The sequence below is a fragment of the Vicinamibacterales bacterium genome, assembly GCA_035699745.1.
GTDB lineage: Bacteria > Acidobacteriota > Vicinamibacteria > Vicinamibacterales > 2-12-FULL-66-21 > JAICSD01.
Genome location: DASSPH010000032.1, coordinates 176,810 through 192,469, shown reverse-complemented (window position 1 = coordinate 192,469; position 15,660 = coordinate 176,810). Strand labels below are relative to the sequence as shown.

The 15,660-nt window shown below is 69.8% G+C and carries 13 protein-coding genes; 10 read left to right on the top strand and 3 right to left on the bottom strand.

The genetic code is table 11. The features are described 5' to 3' along the window. The 3 genes from VFK57_06550 to VFK57_06540 form a co-directional block, all read right to left on the bottom strand. Nucleotides 1-832 (bottom strand): hypothetical protein (locus VFK57_06550; GenBank protein HET7695351.1); only part of this gene is annotated, 832 nt, incomplete at its 3' end. 92 nt (nucleotides 833-924) lie between these two features. Continuing rightward, nucleotides 925-2,589 carry a M20/M25/M40 family metallo-hydrolase gene (locus VFK57_06545; GenBank protein ID HET7695350.1) on the bottom strand — a complete coding sequence of 555 codons (1,665 nt, stop codon included), beginning with the start codon at nucleotides 2,587-2,589 and terminating at the stop codon, nucleotides 925-927. Nucleotides 2,590-2,752: 163 nt separating this feature from the next. Beyond that, entirely contained in the window at nucleotides 2,753-3,856 is a 1,104-nt protein-coding gene (locus VFK57_06540) for a sigma 54-interacting transcriptional regulator (protein HET7695349.1), read from the bottom strand. Between the two features lie 491 nt (nucleotides 3,857-4,347). Between VFK57_06540 and VFK57_06535 the strand changes: the two genes are divergently transcribed. From VFK57_06535 to VFK57_06490, 10 genes are all read left to right on the top strand, one after another. Further along, on the top strand, nucleotides 4,348-4,779 hold the full coding sequence (locus VFK57_06535; GenBank protein HET7695348.1) for an SgcJ/EcaC family oxidoreductase: 432 nt from the start codon (nucleotides 4,348-4,350) through the stop codon (nucleotides 4,777-4,779). Between the two features lie 8 nt (nucleotides 4,780-4,787). After that, the gene (locus VFK57_06530; protein ID HET7695347.1) at nucleotides 4,788-5,012 is read left to right on the top strand and encodes a hypothetical protein; all 225 of its coding nucleotides are present in this window, start codon (nucleotides 4,788-4,790) and stop codon (nucleotides 5,010-5,012) included. A gap of 168 nt (nucleotides 5,013-5,180) precedes the next feature. After that, entirely contained in the window at nucleotides 5,181-6,293 is a 1,113-nt protein-coding gene (locus VFK57_06525) for an NDP-sugar synthase (GenBank protein ID HET7695346.1), read from the top strand. Between the two features lie 168 nt (nucleotides 6,294-6,461). Further along, a complete protein-coding gene (locus tag VFK57_06520) occupies nucleotides 6,462-8,186 on the top strand; it encodes a sugar transferase (GenBank protein ID HET7695345.1) in 1,725 nt (574 codons plus the stop codon). Then, nucleotides 8,167-9,294 carry a hypothetical protein gene (locus VFK57_06515; GenBank protein HET7695344.1) on the top strand — a complete coding sequence of 376 codons (1,128 nt, stop codon included), beginning with the start codon at nucleotides 8,167-8,169 and terminating at the stop codon, nucleotides 9,292-9,294. Before VFK57_06520 ends, VFK57_06515 begins: the two co-directional genes overlap by 20 nt. Beyond that, nucleotides 9,287-10,057, top strand: a complete 771-nt coding sequence (locus VFK57_06510) for a WecB/TagA/CpsF family glycosyltransferase (protein HET7695343.1) — start codon at nucleotides 9,287-9,289, stop codon at nucleotides 10,055-10,057. The genes VFK57_06515 and VFK57_06510 overlap by 8 nt, the downstream gene beginning before the upstream one ends. Nucleotides 10,058-10,082: 25 nt before the next feature. Next, on the top strand, nucleotides 10,083-12,101 hold the full coding sequence (locus tag VFK57_06505) for an alginate lyase family protein (protein HET7695342.1): 2,019 nt from the start codon (nucleotides 10,083-10,085) through the stop codon (nucleotides 12,099-12,101). 162 nt (nucleotides 12,102-12,263) lie between these two features. Further along, complete coding sequence (locus VFK57_06500; GenBank protein ID HET7695341.1) at nucleotides 12,264-13,676, top strand: MBOAT family protein; 1,413 nt, start codon at nucleotides 12,264-12,266, stop codon at nucleotides 13,674-13,676. Further along, the gene (locus VFK57_06495; GenBank protein HET7695340.1) at nucleotides 13,642-14,682 is read left to right on the top strand and encodes a hypothetical protein; all 1,041 of its coding nucleotides are present in this window, start codon (nucleotides 13,642-13,644) and stop codon (nucleotides 14,680-14,682) included. Before VFK57_06500 ends, VFK57_06495 begins: the two co-directional genes overlap by 35 nt. Beyond that, nucleotides 14,679-15,653: a sulfotransferase gene (locus VFK57_06490; protein ID HET7695339.1), complete on the top strand. Its 975-nt coding sequence runs from the start codon at nucleotides 14,679-14,681 to the stop codon at nucleotides 15,651-15,653. Before VFK57_06495 ends, VFK57_06490 begins: the two co-directional genes overlap by 4 nt. Nucleotides 15,654-15,660 lie beyond the last annotated feature (7 nt).

Below are 15,660 nucleotides of genomic sequence, written 5' to 3'. Positions count from 1 at the left end.
AGAACGCGCGCGGGCCGTCGACCGGCGACGCGAGGCTCGTCGTCATCGGCGCGAGCCCCATGGTGACGTCGATGCCGTTGCTCCTCCGCTCGGCCGTCAGCGACCACGCGCCCGACCAGAGCAGACCCGCGTAAAAGGCGTCGGCGCCGCTGTCTACCGCGAACCACGGCACGGTCTGTTCGGATGACCGCCCCTCGGCGCCGAGCGCCAGGCGCTGTCCGGCGCCGAGGAGCCGTTCCTGCCGGGTGAAGGCCGAGTCCCGAGACGTGCTCGCATCGTCCCCCTGCAGGCCGTTCAACCAGTGCAGCGTGCCGTTCGGGATCGTGAGCTTGAAGCCGTTCAGATCCCCGATCGTCACCGGGCTGCCAAGCGGCGCGAACGACGTCCAGGTCTCGAAGGTCGGCGATCCGCTGGTCGCGGCGTAATGCCGCGTCGCGCGCAACCGCGCCGGTGGGAGGTCAAACGTCACATCGAGCCGGACGGTCGGGCCCGAGACGGACGTCGCTACGCCCTGGTAAACGAACCCGGCGGAGCGGCTGCCGAACGGCAGGGCCTTGCCGCCGACGGTGATCTCCGTGTCGGGCAGCCCTCCGAGAGCTTGCGGCTCCGCCGACGGCGATCTCAGGCTGAGCACCTGGAAATCGCGCGCGGGATCGATGAGGAGCGTCAGTGCGGTGCCGTGCGCGGAAATGGTCCAGCTTCGCGCGTCGGGATCCGTCGAGATCGCGGCCGTCCCCGAGCGGACGACGCTCTCGGCGATCGTGGTCCGCCCCGTGAGCGCCACCAGCGCAACACATGAGATGAGCAGTGCCGCGCGTTGGAATCGGTTCATTCCCACGCAATACGTTCGGGGCACCGGCACCGTTGCACTTCCGCCGTGGGAACATCGGACACTGCGGCCCCGAGCCGCCATCGCGGCAGCGGTTACGGCGCGCCGCGGGCACCGCGGCCTTGCGGCCTGGGCAGGGCCTTTCGCGGCAGCTTCTCGTCACGCATCGCCGCGTTGTAGGCGAACACCGCCGCCACGGTCGCCTGCTGGACCAGGTCGTCGCGCTGCACGCGATCGTAGGTATCCATGTTCGAGTGGTGCGTGCGCGAGTTGTACTCGAGCCGATCCTGGACGAACTGGAACGCCGGCAGCCCGACGGCGTCGAAGGCGGAATGATCCGTCGAGGCGACGCTGCGCGGGCCGAGGATGGTGACGCCGAGATCCGCCAGCGGCGCGATCCACTCCGCGAAGATCGGGCGGACCGCCAGGTTGCCCTGCATCCAGATGCCGCGGATCCGGCCGGTGCCATTATCCAGGTTGAAGTAGGCGGACAGCCGGGCGTGCTCCGGCTTGATCGCCATCGTTTGCGGATCGGCGAAGTGCGCCAGCACGTAGGCACGCGAGCCGAGCAGTCCCTGCTCTTCCCCGCCCCACAGCGCGACGCGGATCGTGCGCCGCGGCTTGAGGCCGAGCCCGCGGATCACGCGCAGGGCTTCCAGCATCGCGGTCGTGCCGGTCGCGTTGTCGGTGGCGCCGGTCGCGAACGAGTGCGAGTCGAAATGCGCGCCGAGCATGACGACCTCGTTCGCCAGGTCGCTGCCGGGGATGTCGCCGACGATGTTGAAGCCCCTGGTGTTGTCGTGGAACTGCACCCTGACGTCCAGGTCCACCTTCACCGGAACGTCGTGTTCCAGCAGCCGCACCATGCGGTTGTAGTGCTCCACGGCGAGCGTGACTTGCGGCACGCCGTGCGGGGCGGTGCGGCTCACGGTCCCGGGAAACAGCGTGCCGCCGTCGGGGCGCTGCTGGTTCACCGAGAGCCCGCTTCCCATGTTCGCGGTGTCGGCGTCGCTGCCGCGATCGAAGACCGCGACGACCCCCTCGTCCTTGTAGAACTGCTGCACGCGCGCGAGGAACTGCTGGTTGCCCTGCCCAGTGCCTGCACCACCACGGCCGCGGCCGCCGGGCTGCTCGCCCGGTGTGTCGTCTGCCGCGGCGGGCGCGGGAGCCGCGCCCCGCCCGCCCTGTCCGCGCGGCGCCGGGACAGGCGTCGTTTCTGCCTCGCGCGCCAGCGCGCCGTCCATGCGCACGATGAACGGGCCTTCCAGCATGCGCACCGCGCGCGCCGGCTGGGCGAGGACGATCTTTCCCTTCAACCGCCCCTTGTATTTCGCCAGGTCCGCTTCCGACGCGATCGTGGCGCGGACGACGTCCGCGGTGACCGGTCCATCGGTACCGGTCGACCAGGTTTTTGGCAAACCGATCAGCGGCTGGACTCGTGGCTCGGTGAGGTGGGCGCTGAAACGCACGACACTCCAGCTGCGGCCGAAGTCGAACTCTTCGCGGTGCACGTTGGCGAGGCCCCAGTCGGCCATCCGCTTCATCGTCCACGCGCCCGCCTCCTCCATCGCCGGGGAGCCGGTCACGCGCGGGCCATAACGATCCGTCAGCCAGAACAGGGTATCCATCGCCTGCGAGCGATTGAGCGCCTCGTCGCGGATCTGACCGATGGCGGCGTAGTCGAGCTTCTCGGTTTGCGCGCGCGGCAGGGCGACGAACGCGGCGACGAGGCAGGCGAGACCGGCAGACGTGCGCAGCATGCGCGGATTGTAGCCCACGCGCTGCGGCCGGCCCCACCGTTCCGACGCCGGTTCGGTGTTCGCGATCTGGTGCGCGCGCGTACACGCGAACGCCGGCGGGAAGCCGGCGTTCGTTGGCCGCGTTTGCCGCGGCGGTGACGGTGCGGGTCGCGCGCGAGAAGTGTTACGCGGTGCGGCGCTCCTCGGGACGCGGCGCGGGACGCTTGACACTGGCCATCCGGAAGTTCTGGAACGGCATGTGGCATTGGTGCTTGGTCAGGAAGTTCAGGAAGCGCTTGTAGTCTTCCGTCTCCATGTTGAACAGGTGCAGCAGCGCCGAGTAGCTGCCGCTGGTCCGTTCGAGCCCGGCGCGCACCAGGGCGCGGATGTCGTCGCGCGTGAGGTCGCGCGACATGAACGGATCGTAGACCACCGACCAGAAGCACTCGCGCCCGTCGAGGAGGCGGGCGAGCAGTTCGTCGCGGGTGCTGGTGCGGCCGGTATCGGCGACCGCATCGGAGGCGTCGGCGGCCGGACGGGCGGCGAGCACTTCCTGCGGCAGGTCCGCCGGCGTGACCCGCGCGTGGCGGCGCACCACCAGCCGCTCCGCCGCGTTCTTCAGTTCGCGGACGTTCCCGGGCCAGTCATACGCGGTCAGCAGCGCGAGCGCCTCGTCGGTGAACTCGCACGGCACGGTGCTGTAGCGGCGCGCGTAGGAATCGACGAAGTGCTTGAGCAGGAGCGGGACGTCGTCGCGCCGCTCGCGCAGCGAGGGGACTACCAGATGAATGACGTTGAGCCGATAGTACAGATCGGACCGGAATCTCTTCTCTTCGATGTCCTGGTTCAGCGGCCGGTTGGTGGCGGCGACGACGCGCACGTCGGCGCGCTGCACGGTGAGGTCGGCGCCGACGCGCTGGATCTCGCCGGTCTCCAGGAAGCGCAGCAGGAGCCCCTGCATCCGCAGGCTCATCTCTCCCACTTCATCCAGGAACACGGTGCCGCGGCGGGCCGATTCGAGCAGGCCCGGACGATCGCGGAACGCGCCGGTGAAGCTGCCGCGGACGTGCCCGAAGAGCTCGGATTCGAGGAGCGTCTCGGGAATGCCGGCGCAGTTGATGGTCATGAACGGACCGCTCGCGCGGGCGCTGCCATCGTGGATGGCGCGGGCGACGAGTTCCTTGCCGGCGCCGCTTTCGCCGGTGATCAGCACTTTCGCGTCAGCCCTGGCGGCGTAGGCGATGTCTTCCCGGAGCCGCTTGATGGGTTCGCACGAGCCCAAAATCATCATCTGTCTCCGACTGAGCCACACACGTCGGCCTGACGAGAATGTCTGGGCCGGCTGTTGTGGCGGAGGAAATTTTTATAACAACTGAGCTGGGCCTCGGTCAAGGTTTTTCTAGGCAGAAATTGCACTGTGTTGGTGCAAGCGGCCAGCTCTTCACTAATAACTGCATGTAACACAGTGAGTTACAAAATGTGTCTCTTTTACCCGAAATAATTTCTTACTGTTTTGTTTCTTAACAGTGTCGGATCCGAATCCCCGGCGAAAGTCAAGTCGCCGCGGTCGGACTGTGTGAGATAACGCGCCGGGCACGGCAACCGAACAGTCGCGCCGTCGCGCACTGAACGGCGGTTCAGCTACGCATCTCTGCAGGCGACAAAAGTCAACCCCTGGGGTGCCAAGCGGTTACGGCGTCTCGCGATTTCTCCATGAAACCGGACGCTTTCGCCTGGCACACGTCATGACAATTCCCCCCGCATTTCCGGGAGGTGTCCATGCGAGCAGCAGCGGCGCGACTCAGCGACGAGGACGCGATTAAACATACGTGGTCCCGTTTTTCGAACGCGTGGCAGCGCGGCGACGTCCGCGAAGTGACCGCGGTGTTCGATCCGGACGGCGATCACCGGATGCTCGCCGGCGGCGGGCGCGTCGTCCAGGGGCGGCACGAGCTGGAGCGCGCGTTCGGGCGCGCGTTCGCCCACCGCTCCGGGAGATCCTCGCGCACGCTCGAGTGCGTGTTGACGTCGGTCCGGTTCCTTCAGTCGGATCTCGCGATCGTGGACGGCACCCTGACGTTCGGGCCGCGCGAGCGGGCCGACGGACAGCCGCTGCCGGCCGGTGAAGAGCCGTTCACCGCGGTGATGCGGCGTCAAGACGAAGGCTGGTCGATCGCCGCGTGCCGCGCCGGTTCGCTCCAGCCACAGTAGGAGTTCACTTGGAGATCATCTTCGTTTCGTCGCTCGACGCCACCGAGGAGGAACGGCTCGCATCCGTGATCCTCGCAACCGTGAACGCGATGCTGGTCGACACCTCGCTCGCGTACACACTGCGCATCCGCACCTCCAGCCAGAAGCTGTTTCAGCAGTCGCACGCGGGGGTGGTGACGCCCCCCGACGCGAGAAGCGCGGCGGCGATGCACGGGGCGATGAAAAGATCGTAATCGGCGCGGTCGGGAGTCAAATGGCAGACATTTGTCCGCTGTTTCGGCGACCTCTTCCCGCGCACGCGCCGGATCCGCCCGGGAATGGGCGGTTCTGGCCGCTGTTGAGCCGGGAACGACGCTTGCTCTGGCACACGCGTCACCCTGCAGATCATGCCGACGTCTTTCATGCGTGAGTGTGTCACCGACGCCCCCGACCGGGTGTCGGCGCCCGATATCTTCGCCTTCGAAGCCGTGGTGCTCGCCGGCACCACCGCCTGGCGCAAGACCGCGTTCGATCAACTGCTGCCGCGCCCCGTGCTCCCGGTCGGCCAGTGGCCGCTCATGGCGCATCCGCTCCGCTGGCTCCGCGCCGCCGGCGCGTCGCGCGTGACGATCTGCGCCAACGGTCTCGGCGCGCAGCTTCGCGAGCATCTCGAACCGCTCCGCCATCTGCTCCCCGCGCTCACGTTCCACGAGGATCAATCGCCGCGCGGCGCCGCCGGCAGCGCGCGCGACGCCGCGCTCGCCACCGATGCGGATCTCTTCGTCGTCGCCGACGCCACGACGATCCCCGATGTCAGCCTGCTGCGCGTGCTCGCCGAGCACCAGGAATCGCGCGCCGCATTGACGATCGTCGTGCAGCCCTCGAGCGGCGCGGGCTCCGGCCGCGGCAGCAGCCTGGTGCCGACGGGGCTCTACGTCTTCAGCCGCCGCGCGTTCGAATACGTGCCCGCCGCCGGCTATCAGGACATCAAGGAATCGCTGATCCCGCGCCTCTACGCCGCGGGGGAACTCGTCGTCACCAGCGAGGCCGAGAGCCAGTGCCCGCAGGTGCTCGACGCGCAGACCTATCTCGCGGTGAGCCATCGCACGATCGCGCGCACCGCCGCGCCCGCCGGCATCATCGGCGACGCGCTGTTCGAAGCCGCGCCCACCATCGATCCGAGCGCGCGCATCAGCCCCACGGCGCTGCTCGTCGGGCCGGTGCTCGTCGGCCCCGGCGTCGAGATTCACGACGAAGCCGTCGTCGTCGGGCCGGCGTCGATCGGCGCGGATTCGATCGTCGAGCGCGGCGCGCTCGTGTCGCGCTCGGTGGTGTGGAATGGATGCACGATCGGCGCGGACGCGCAGGTCGATCGCTCGGTGCTCTCCACCGGCGTCACCATCGAACCGTCCGCGCGCCTGGTCGGCGCGATTCGAGTGGCGGCGCGTCCGGCGGCGCCGAAGACGGTTCGTCAGAAAGTCGCCGTGCCCGCGCTGGAGCCGGCGGTCGACGCGACCGGCCTCGCCTTCCGCTGAACGCCCTCCCGCGCGAATAGGAAGACATTGGTCTGCCCAATGGATGACTTTCGTCGTCCAGGCGCGGGTCACGGTTTCGAGATCGCCAAACTACAAGGCTTTTCAGCAGTTTAGAGCGCCCCTCCGGAACGACCGGGCGGGCCGCAATTTGCTCCGTAGCCGTTTACCGTGGCCATCTACCCGGCTCTGCTCGATCGGCGACCCGTCTATCTCGACGACGGATCCGGCCGGACGTCGCTGCTCCTCGCGCCCGTCACGACGGGCAGCCTGATCTGCGAGCTGCACGCGCGGTTCGAGCAGGTGTGCCGCGAATCGATCTCCGTCGTCGCCACCTTCGCGCCGACCGAGGCGTACACCGCGGCGGTTCGCGCCGCGTGCTCGCAGGTCCGCGACGTGCTGACGGTCCACGACTTCGTCGCCCGCTTCAGCAGCTACGATCTCAAGGACTGGCTCGTCATCATCGATCCGGCCTGCTTCCCGCTCGGCGCCATTGACTGGACCGCGATCGACGTCGAGCTCGGCAAGCCGCAGACCGGCGCCGTGCACATCGTGGCGCTCGACGAGAACCCGGGAGGAACCACCGAGCGGGTGCAGCTCGATCCCGCGGGGCGGGTGCGGCGCATCCAGCGGTACTACGACGCCCACACCTGGGCCTTCACCCGCGGAATCGCCTGTTCCATCGTTCCCGCGGCGGCGCTGCTCGCCGCGGACTGCTCCGATTTCAGCGACCTGCGGGAGCTGCGCCAGGAGCTGATGCTGCGCGGCGTCCCGAGCCGCGACGTGCCGCTCGTGTCGGGCGCGCTGAACCTCGAGAACCCGCGGGCGCTGCTGCACCTGTCGGAACGCTGCATGCAGAGTGCAGGGCCGGCGAACCACGAAGCGGTCGTCGCGCCGAGCGCGAACGTGGATCCGGGGGCGCACCTGATCGGCGCGGTGTACGTGCAGGACGACGTGCTCGTCTCGGCGGGAGCGCGCGTGATCGGCCCGACGGTGATCGGCCGCGGCGCGCGCCTCGGCGCGCGATCGGTCGTGGCCCAGTGCCTCGTCGCGCCAGGGGCGCGGGTCGCCGCCGGGAGCACCCACCGCCATTCGGTACTCGCGGGGACGACCAGCATCGGCGCCGACTTCGACGGCGGCGACCAGGCGATCAACGTCGATCACATGCCGGTCGATCCCGGCGTCGCGGGAGGAAAGACCGCGCTCTATCCGCGGATCAAAGCGGCGGTCGAGCCGATCCTCGCCGCGCTCGCAGTGATTCTGCTCTCGCCCGTCCTGCTGCTGATCGCGCTCGTCATCAAGCTCGAATCGCGGGGCCCCGTCTTCTACGGCGACCTGCGCGAGACGGTCGGCGGCCGCACGTTCCGCTGCTGGAAGTTCCGGACGATGTGCGTCGGCGCGCATGCCAAGCAGCGTGAGATGCTGACGACCAACCAGGTCGACGGGCCGCAGTTCAAGATCGACCGCGATCCGCGCATCACCCGCGTCGGCCGATGGCTGCGCAAGACGAGTCTCGACGAGCTGCCGCAGCTGTTCAACATCATCGTCGGCGAGATGAGCCTGATCGGGCCGCGTCCCTCGCCCTTCCGCGAGAACCAGATCTGCATCCCGTGGCGCGAGGCGCGCCTGTCGGTGCGTCCCGGCATCACCGGGATGTGGCAGGTGTGCCGGTCGGAGCGCGCCATCGGCGACTTCCATCAATGGATTCACTACGACCTTCTCTACGTCCGCAACATGTCGCTCATCGTCGACCTTCGTCTGATCGCCGCGACCTGCGCCACGCTCGCCACCGGGCGCCGCATCGCCCCCACCTGGATCCTGCCGCCGGGCGCGCTGAACCAGGGCGCGGAAGACCAGCCGGCTGCCAAGACCGCCTATGACTCCGCTCGCGCTTGACACCGCGGCGGAGCCGTCCGCGGCCACCGCGATGCCCGAACTGATCGCGCGGCTGCGGAGGCTCGCGGCGGCCGCGCTGCCGCGCATGTACAGCGACGCGGCGGGGCGCTACGTGTTCACCGTGCGGCGGGCCGGCGGCGGACTCGTGCCCGACGGCATCAGCAACCGCTACTCGGCGATCACCTTGATCGGCCTCGCCGCCGACGGGTTCGATCGCTGGCGGCTGCCGTACGATCCGGCGACGCTGGCGAGAACGCTGATGTCGGAGCTCCCGGCGTGCGGCAATCTCGGGGATGCGGCGCTGATCGCCTGGGCGGCGTCGGCCATCGGCGTCGACACCGCGCCGGCATGGCGCGAGGTGCGGCGCCTGTTCGAGGCGCGCGCGTCGCACCCGACGGTGGAAGTCTCGTGGGCGCTCGCCGCGGCGACGCTCGATGTCGGACGCGCCGGCGCGGATCTGCAGCGGCGCCTTTCCGAGTCGGTGCTCACGGCATGGAACCCGGAGACGGGCATCTTCCGGCATGCCACCGGCACCCGCACCAGCCGCGCATATGTGGCGTGCTACGCCGATCAGGTGTATCCGATCTTCGCGCTGTCGCGCTATGCCGCGGCCTCGCGGCCGGCCGGCCCGGCGCTCGAGGCGGCGGCGAGCTGCGCCACGCGGATCTGCCGCCTGCAGGGGGACGCCGGGCAGTGGTACTGGCACTACGACCCGCGGACAGGCGACGTCGTCGAGGGCTATCCGGTCTACGCCATTCATCAGGATGCAATGGGGCCGATGGCGCTTCGCGCGATCAAGGACGCCGGCGGCGGCAACTTCGACGGCGAGATCGACCGGGGGCTTGGCTGGCTCGAGCACGCGCCGGAGCTCGGAGGCGGATCGCTGATTGACGACGAGGCGGGCATGCTGTGGCGGAAAGTGGCGCGCCGCGAGCCGATGAAGCTCACCCGCTTCGTGCAGGCGGCGTGCACGCGCGTGCACAGCGGCCTGCGCGCGCCGGGCATGGACGCGCTGTTCCCGCCCGTGGCGATCGACTACGAAGACCGTCCGTACCACTGGGGCTGGTTCCTGTACGCGTGGGCCGCCAGTCAGGATCCCCGTGCTTGACGCACCGGTTCGCGAACTGTTCGGCATCCGCGTCGCCGCGGTGACGATGCCCGACGTCGTCCGCGTGGTGGACGGCGCGATTGCCGGCCGCCGGCCGCTGCAGATCGGCGTGGTGAACGCCGCCAAGATCGTCAACATGAAGCGCGATCCGCGGCTGTGCGAAGACGTGCTCGCCTCAGACATCGTGCTCGCCGACGGCATGGCGGTCGTGTGGGCGAGCCGCCTGCTCGGCCGGTCGCTGCCGGAGCGCGTCGCCGGCATCGACTTGATGTACGCCTTGATCGATCGCGCGGCCGAGCGCGGCTACCGGGTGTTCTGTCTCGGCGCGACGCCCGACGTTCTCGCCGGCGCGGTCGAATCGTTCCGGCGCCGCCGTCCGGCGGTGATCATCGCGGGTTCGCATCACGGCTACTTCTCCGCCGAAGAAGAACCGGCGGTGGCGCGGGCGATCGAGGCCTCGCGCGCCGACATCGTGTTCATCGCCATGACCTCGCCGCGCAAGGAACAGTTCCTGGCGCGGTGGAGCCGGCAGCTCGGGGTCCCGGTGTGGCACGGCGTGGGCGGATCGTTCGACGTCGCGGCGGGCCTGGTGCAGCGCGCGCCGGTCGCCTGGCAGCGGCTCGGCCTCGAATGGCTCTACCGCGCGAAGCAGGAGCCGCGGCGGCTCGCGCGCCGGTATCTGGTCACCAACCTGTTGTTCATCGGCATCGCCGCCCGCGAGATGCTGCGGACGCGGCGCGGCCAGCTCCGCACCGCGCGCTGAGCGCCGCCTTCCGGAACACATCGCCGTGCAGACGCTGACCTGGTACGCCAAACGGCTGCGGCGTATGTCGCCGCGCGAGATGGCGTGGCGCGCGCGCGGCATGGTGCGCGACGGCGTCGATCGCCCGCGGATCGCCTTCGGGCTGGTCCCGGCGTCGCTCTACGACACCGACCGCGCACGGTCGGTGCTCGCCGGCGCCGTTCCACTGTGCGGTCAGCCCGCAGGCTGCTGGCGCGACGCCGCTCCGGGCTCCACGGAAGCGCAGTGGCGCGACCGTCTGCTGCGCCGCGCGCGCGCCTACGCCGAGCACCGCTTCTCCTTTTTCAATCTCGAGAACCGCCACCTCGGCGATCCGATCGACTGGAACCGCGATCACGAGACCGGCGCGATCGCGCCGGGGCGATTCGCGCCGTCGATCGACTATCGCGATCTGCGCGTCACGGGAGATGCGAAGGTCGTGTGGGAGCCCGGACGGCACCAGCAGCTGGTCGTACTCGGGCGCGCCTACCGGGCGAGCGGCGACGCGGCGTTCGCGCGCGAACTGGTCGCGCAGATCGAGTCCTGGCTCGATCAGTGCCCGTTCGGGCGGGGGATGCACTGGCGGAGCCCGCTCGAGCTCGCGATCCGCGTGATCAACTGGGTGTGGGCGATCGACTTGATCCGCGGCGCAGGGGTCCTCGAGGGAGCGGCGGCGGCGCGCGTCCTCAACGCGCTGCACCTCCACGTCTGGGAGATCGCGCGCAAGTACTCGCGGGGGTCGTCCGCGAACAATCATCGCATCGGCGAGGCCGCGGGCGTGTTCATCGCCGCCTCCTGCCTGCCCGGCCTCGCCGGGGCGGCGCGGTGGCGCGGCGAGAGCCGGGCGATCCTCGAGGACGAGATCGTGGCGCAGACCTACGCGGACGGCGCGTCGCGCGAACAGGCGTTCGGCTATCACGTCTTCGTGCTGCAGTTCCTCGCACTCGCCGCGGTCGTGGCCGAGCGAAGCGGGGCCCCGTTCTCCGCGGTGTTTCACGACCGGCTGCGTCGGATGTTCGACTTCGCGGCGGCGATGTGCGAGGGAGGGCCGCCCTCCTGGTTCGGCGATTACGACGACGGGTACGTGGCCGACTTCGGGGGGAACAGCCGCGATCCGCGCGAGTGGCTGGCGCTCGGCGAGCGCCTGCTCGAACGCAGCGACCGCGAGTGGATCGACGCCGAGTACGGCGAGACCGCGTGGTGGATGGTCGGCGACGGCGTCGCGGGTCGCGGCGCGGCCGGACGCGGCGCGGCGGCGCTCGCGTCGAAGGCGTTCGCCGACAGCGGCCGGTACCTGCTGCAGCACGGCGGGCGCGGCGACGCCGCCGCCCTGAGCGTGACGTTCGACTGCGGCGAGTTCGGCTTCGGCGCGATTGCGGCGCACGGCCACGCCGACGCGCTCGCCTTCACGCTGCGCGCGTTCGGCATCGACGTGCTGGTCGATCCCGGCACCTACGACTATTTCAGCTTCCCCGAGTGGCGCGAGTACTTCCGCAGCACGCGCGCGCACAACACGATCGAGATCGACGGCCGCGAACAGTCGGTGCCGGCGGGCCCGTTCATGTGGGGGGCGCGGGCGAATGCGTGGTGCACGGCGTGGGAGCCGCGCGCCGGCGGCGGACGCGTCCAGGGGGCGCACGACGGGTACGAGCGGCTCGAGGATCCCGTGCGGCACACGCGCACGCTGGATCTCGACGGTCCGTCGCGCGCGCTGATGATCGCGGATCGCCTGGAGATGCGGCAGCCGCATCAGATCGCGATGTACTTCCACTTCTCGGAGCACTGCGAGGTGCGGGCGGCGGACGGCGTCATCGAGGCGGTCACGGGCCGCGGATCGGTCCGGCTCGAACCCGACGCGAGACTTGCCATCAGCCTGATGCGCGGCAGCACCGCGCCGATCAGCGGCTGGGTGAGCGACGGCTACCACCGGAAGGCGCCGGCGACCACCGTGCGCCTCACCGGGACGCTGCCCGCGACGACGCTGTCGACGCGGATCACGGTCGGGCCCGCAATCGGTAGACATTAGTCTGCCGATTGGCGACCTTTAGGCTGCTCGATGTGGGTCTTTCGCCCCTTCGATCGCCGTAAATGACTGATTGACAAGCAGTTGACGCCCGAGTGGCGGACTCGCGTCCGGGTCGGCTTCTTGCCTAGGATCGGCGGGACCCCTCGTTCACCAAGGATCCGCATGCTGTTCAATAGCTGGGAGTTCGCGCTGTTCCTGCCCGCGGTGCTGGCGGCGTACTACATGCTCGCCCATCGGGCGCAGAACCGGCTGCTGCTCGCCGCCAGCTACGTCTTCTACGGCTGGTGGGATTACCGCTTCGTCACGCTCCTGGCGTTCTCGACCACGTTCGATTTCTACCTGGCGCGGCGGATCGACGCGACGGAGGATCGCCGCCGCCGCAAGCGCCTGCTCGTGCTCAGCTGCGTCAGCAACCTGACGCTGCTCGGCGTCTTCAAGTACTTCAACTTCTTCACCGACTCGTTCGCCGCCGCCGCGGCCGCGCTCGGCGTGCCGCTCGACATGCCGACGCTGCGCATCATCCTGCCGGTCGGCATCTCGTTCTACACCTTCCAGAGCCTCTCGTACATCGTCGACGTCTATCGCCGCGACCTGCGCGCCACCGGAAGCCTGGTGGACTTCGCGCTGTTCGTGAGCTTCTTTCCGCATCTGGTGGCGGGCCCCATCGTCCGCGCGACGAAGCTGCTGCCGCAGATCCAGATGCGGCGGGCGATCACCTGGGACCACCTGTCGTCGGGCGTGGTGCTGATTTTGATCGGCCTGTTCCGCAAGGTGGCGATCGCCGACACCGTCGCGCCGTTCGTCAACGAGGTGTTCGCGCGCCCGGGCACGGAGAGCACGGCCAACCTGGTGATCGGCGTCTACCTGTTCGCGATCCAGATCTACTGCGACTTCGCCGGCTATTCGGAGATGGCGCGCGGCATCGCGCGGCTGTTCGGCATCGAGCTGAGCGAGAACTTCCAGCAGCCGTACTTCTCGACCAGCATCACCGAGTTCTGGCGGCGCTGGCACATCTCGCTTTCGACCTGGCTGCGCGACTACCTCTACATTCCGCTCGGCGGCAACCGGCACGGCGCGGCGGCCACGTATCGCAACCTGATGCTCACGATGCTGCTCGGCGGCCTGTGGCACGGCGCGAACTGGACGTTCGTGGTCTGGGGCGCGCTGCACGGCGCGTATCTGGCGGGGCACAAGCTGCTGCTCGGCGATCGCCGGGACGCGCGCGCGGACGCGGGCGGTTTCGGGCTGCGCGCCGCCGCCGGCCTGGCGATCACGCTGCACCTCGTCTGCATCGCGTGGATCTTCTTCCGGGCGGAGACGTTCGGGCAGGCCTGGCAGTACCTGGCCGGGATCGCATCGCTCCGCGGCGCGCCGCGCGCCGATCTGATCGCGGTGCTCGCGGCGGCGCTGTTCATGCTCGTGCCGCTCGATCTGGCGCAGCGCAAGGTGCGCACGAGCACCCCGGTGCTGGCCTGGCCGTGGCCGGTGCGCGCGGCCGTCTACGCCGCAATGGTGCTGGCGATGTTCGCATTGAGGACCGATGAAAGCATTCCTTTCATCTATTTTCAGTTCTGAGGCGCTCCGCGGCGTCGCGTGGCGCGTGCCCGCGGGCGCGGTCGGCGCGATCGCGATTGTCGGCGGCTGCGAGCTGTTCCTGCACGCGGGGAGCCGGTGGCTGCCGGACCCGGTGCTGTGGGGCTCCAACGAGGTCTCCGCCAAGGTCGAGCAGGTGCGCCGCATGGCGGCGGCCGGGCGCGCGCCGGTCGACGTCCTCATCCTCGGCCCGTCGCATGCCAGCGTCGGCCTGTCGCCGAAGGAGATGGCGGCGGCAGGACCGCTGCGCATCTACAACGGCGCGCTGAACGGGCGCACCTATCCCGCGCTCGAGTTCGTGTTCCGCCACGTCTACGAGCCGCTGCTCAAGCCGCGCACGCTGGTGCTCGCCGTCAGTCCGCTCGTGCTGAACGCGCACAACAGGTGGATGGAGCGGAACTCGGCCCAGTTGTTCGCCTCGCCGTATCCGACGGCGCTGCAGGCGTCGGGGCCGATTCGCCCGCTGCGCCGGTTCCTGGTCGATCACGTCGGACTGTATCGCTACCGCCATCGCCAGCAGGGGCTGCGCGACGGACGGATCGACGGGCGCCGCCGGCTGGACGAGTTCGGGTTCGTCGGCGCCGCGACCGCCGTCTATCGCGCCGCGCCCGACGGGCTGCCGCGCGATCACCCCTACCGGCAGATCATGCACGCCTACGATTTCAGCGGTCCGTCGGTCGACGCGTTCGTCCGGCTGTTGTCGTGGGGACGCGAGGCGAACGTGCCGATCGTCGTGGTGAACATGCCATTCCGCGGCGCGATGCTCGACATCTCGGCGACCGGCCGCGCCGATTACGAGCGTTATCTCGCCGCGATGGCCGGACTGCGGCGCGAGTTCGGCTTCCGCTGGCTCGACTACGAAGGCGGACTGACGCTCGCCGACGCCGAGTTCAGAGACGTGGATCATCTCAACGCAGCCGGCGTCGCCAGAGTCTCGCGGCAGCTCGGTCAGGATCTGGGCCTGCTCGTGGCCGAGGCGGCGCGGTGAGTCCGGGCACGGCCGCGGCGGCGGTTCCGGCGCGCCTGACGCCGCCGCCGGCGCTGCCGCCGCGGGTGCCGTTCGTCTACATCCTCGGCGCCGGACACTCGGGCTCGACGCTGCTCACGCTGCTCCTCGGCAGCCACCCGCGCATCTGCACGATCGGCGAGGTGAAGGCGCCGGCGATCGGCGCTCCGGACGAATACCCGTGCTCGTGCGGCGAGCGCATCGCCGCGTGCCGCTTCTGGCGCGAGCTGTCCCGCGAGGTCGCGGCGCGCGGCGCCAGGCTCGACATCGCCGGCGGCGCGACCGACATCCGGCGCGCGCCGACGGCCTACCTGCGCCGCCTGTTGCGGCCGCTGCACCGCGGGCCGGCGGTCGAGGCGATTCGCGACGCGGCACTGCGGCTCTCGCCGGAGTGGCGCGGTTTCCTCGATCGCTTCCAGACGCTGCACGCGGCGGTCGTCACCGCCGCGTGCACGATCACCGGCAAGGACGTCTTCGTCGATTCCTCGAAGACCGGCGTGCAGCTGAAATATCTCCTGGCCAACCCGCGCCTCGACGTCAAGGTCATCCGTCTCGTCCGGGACGGCCGCGGCGTGTCCCTGAGCTACCGCGCCTCGGAAGGATTCACCTTCGAGGCCGGCGCCCGCGCCTGGCGCCGCGCCAACGAGGAAGCGGACAGCGTCGTCGCGGCGCTGCCGCGCGAACGCTGGTACGATCTCCGCTACGAGACTCTGTGCCGCGAACCGGAAGCGACGCTCGCCGCGCTCGCCGCGTTCATCGGCGTCGAGCCGCTGGACCTGCGCGCCTACTCGGCGGGGCCGATCCAGCACGTGCTCGGCAACAACAAGGCGCGGCTGCGCGCCGACGAGATCCGTCTCGACGAGCGCTGGCGTCGCACGCTGACGCCGGAGGACCTGCACCTGTTCGATCGCGTCGCCGGCGACGTCAACCGCCGGTACGGGTACGACGGATGAACGGCGC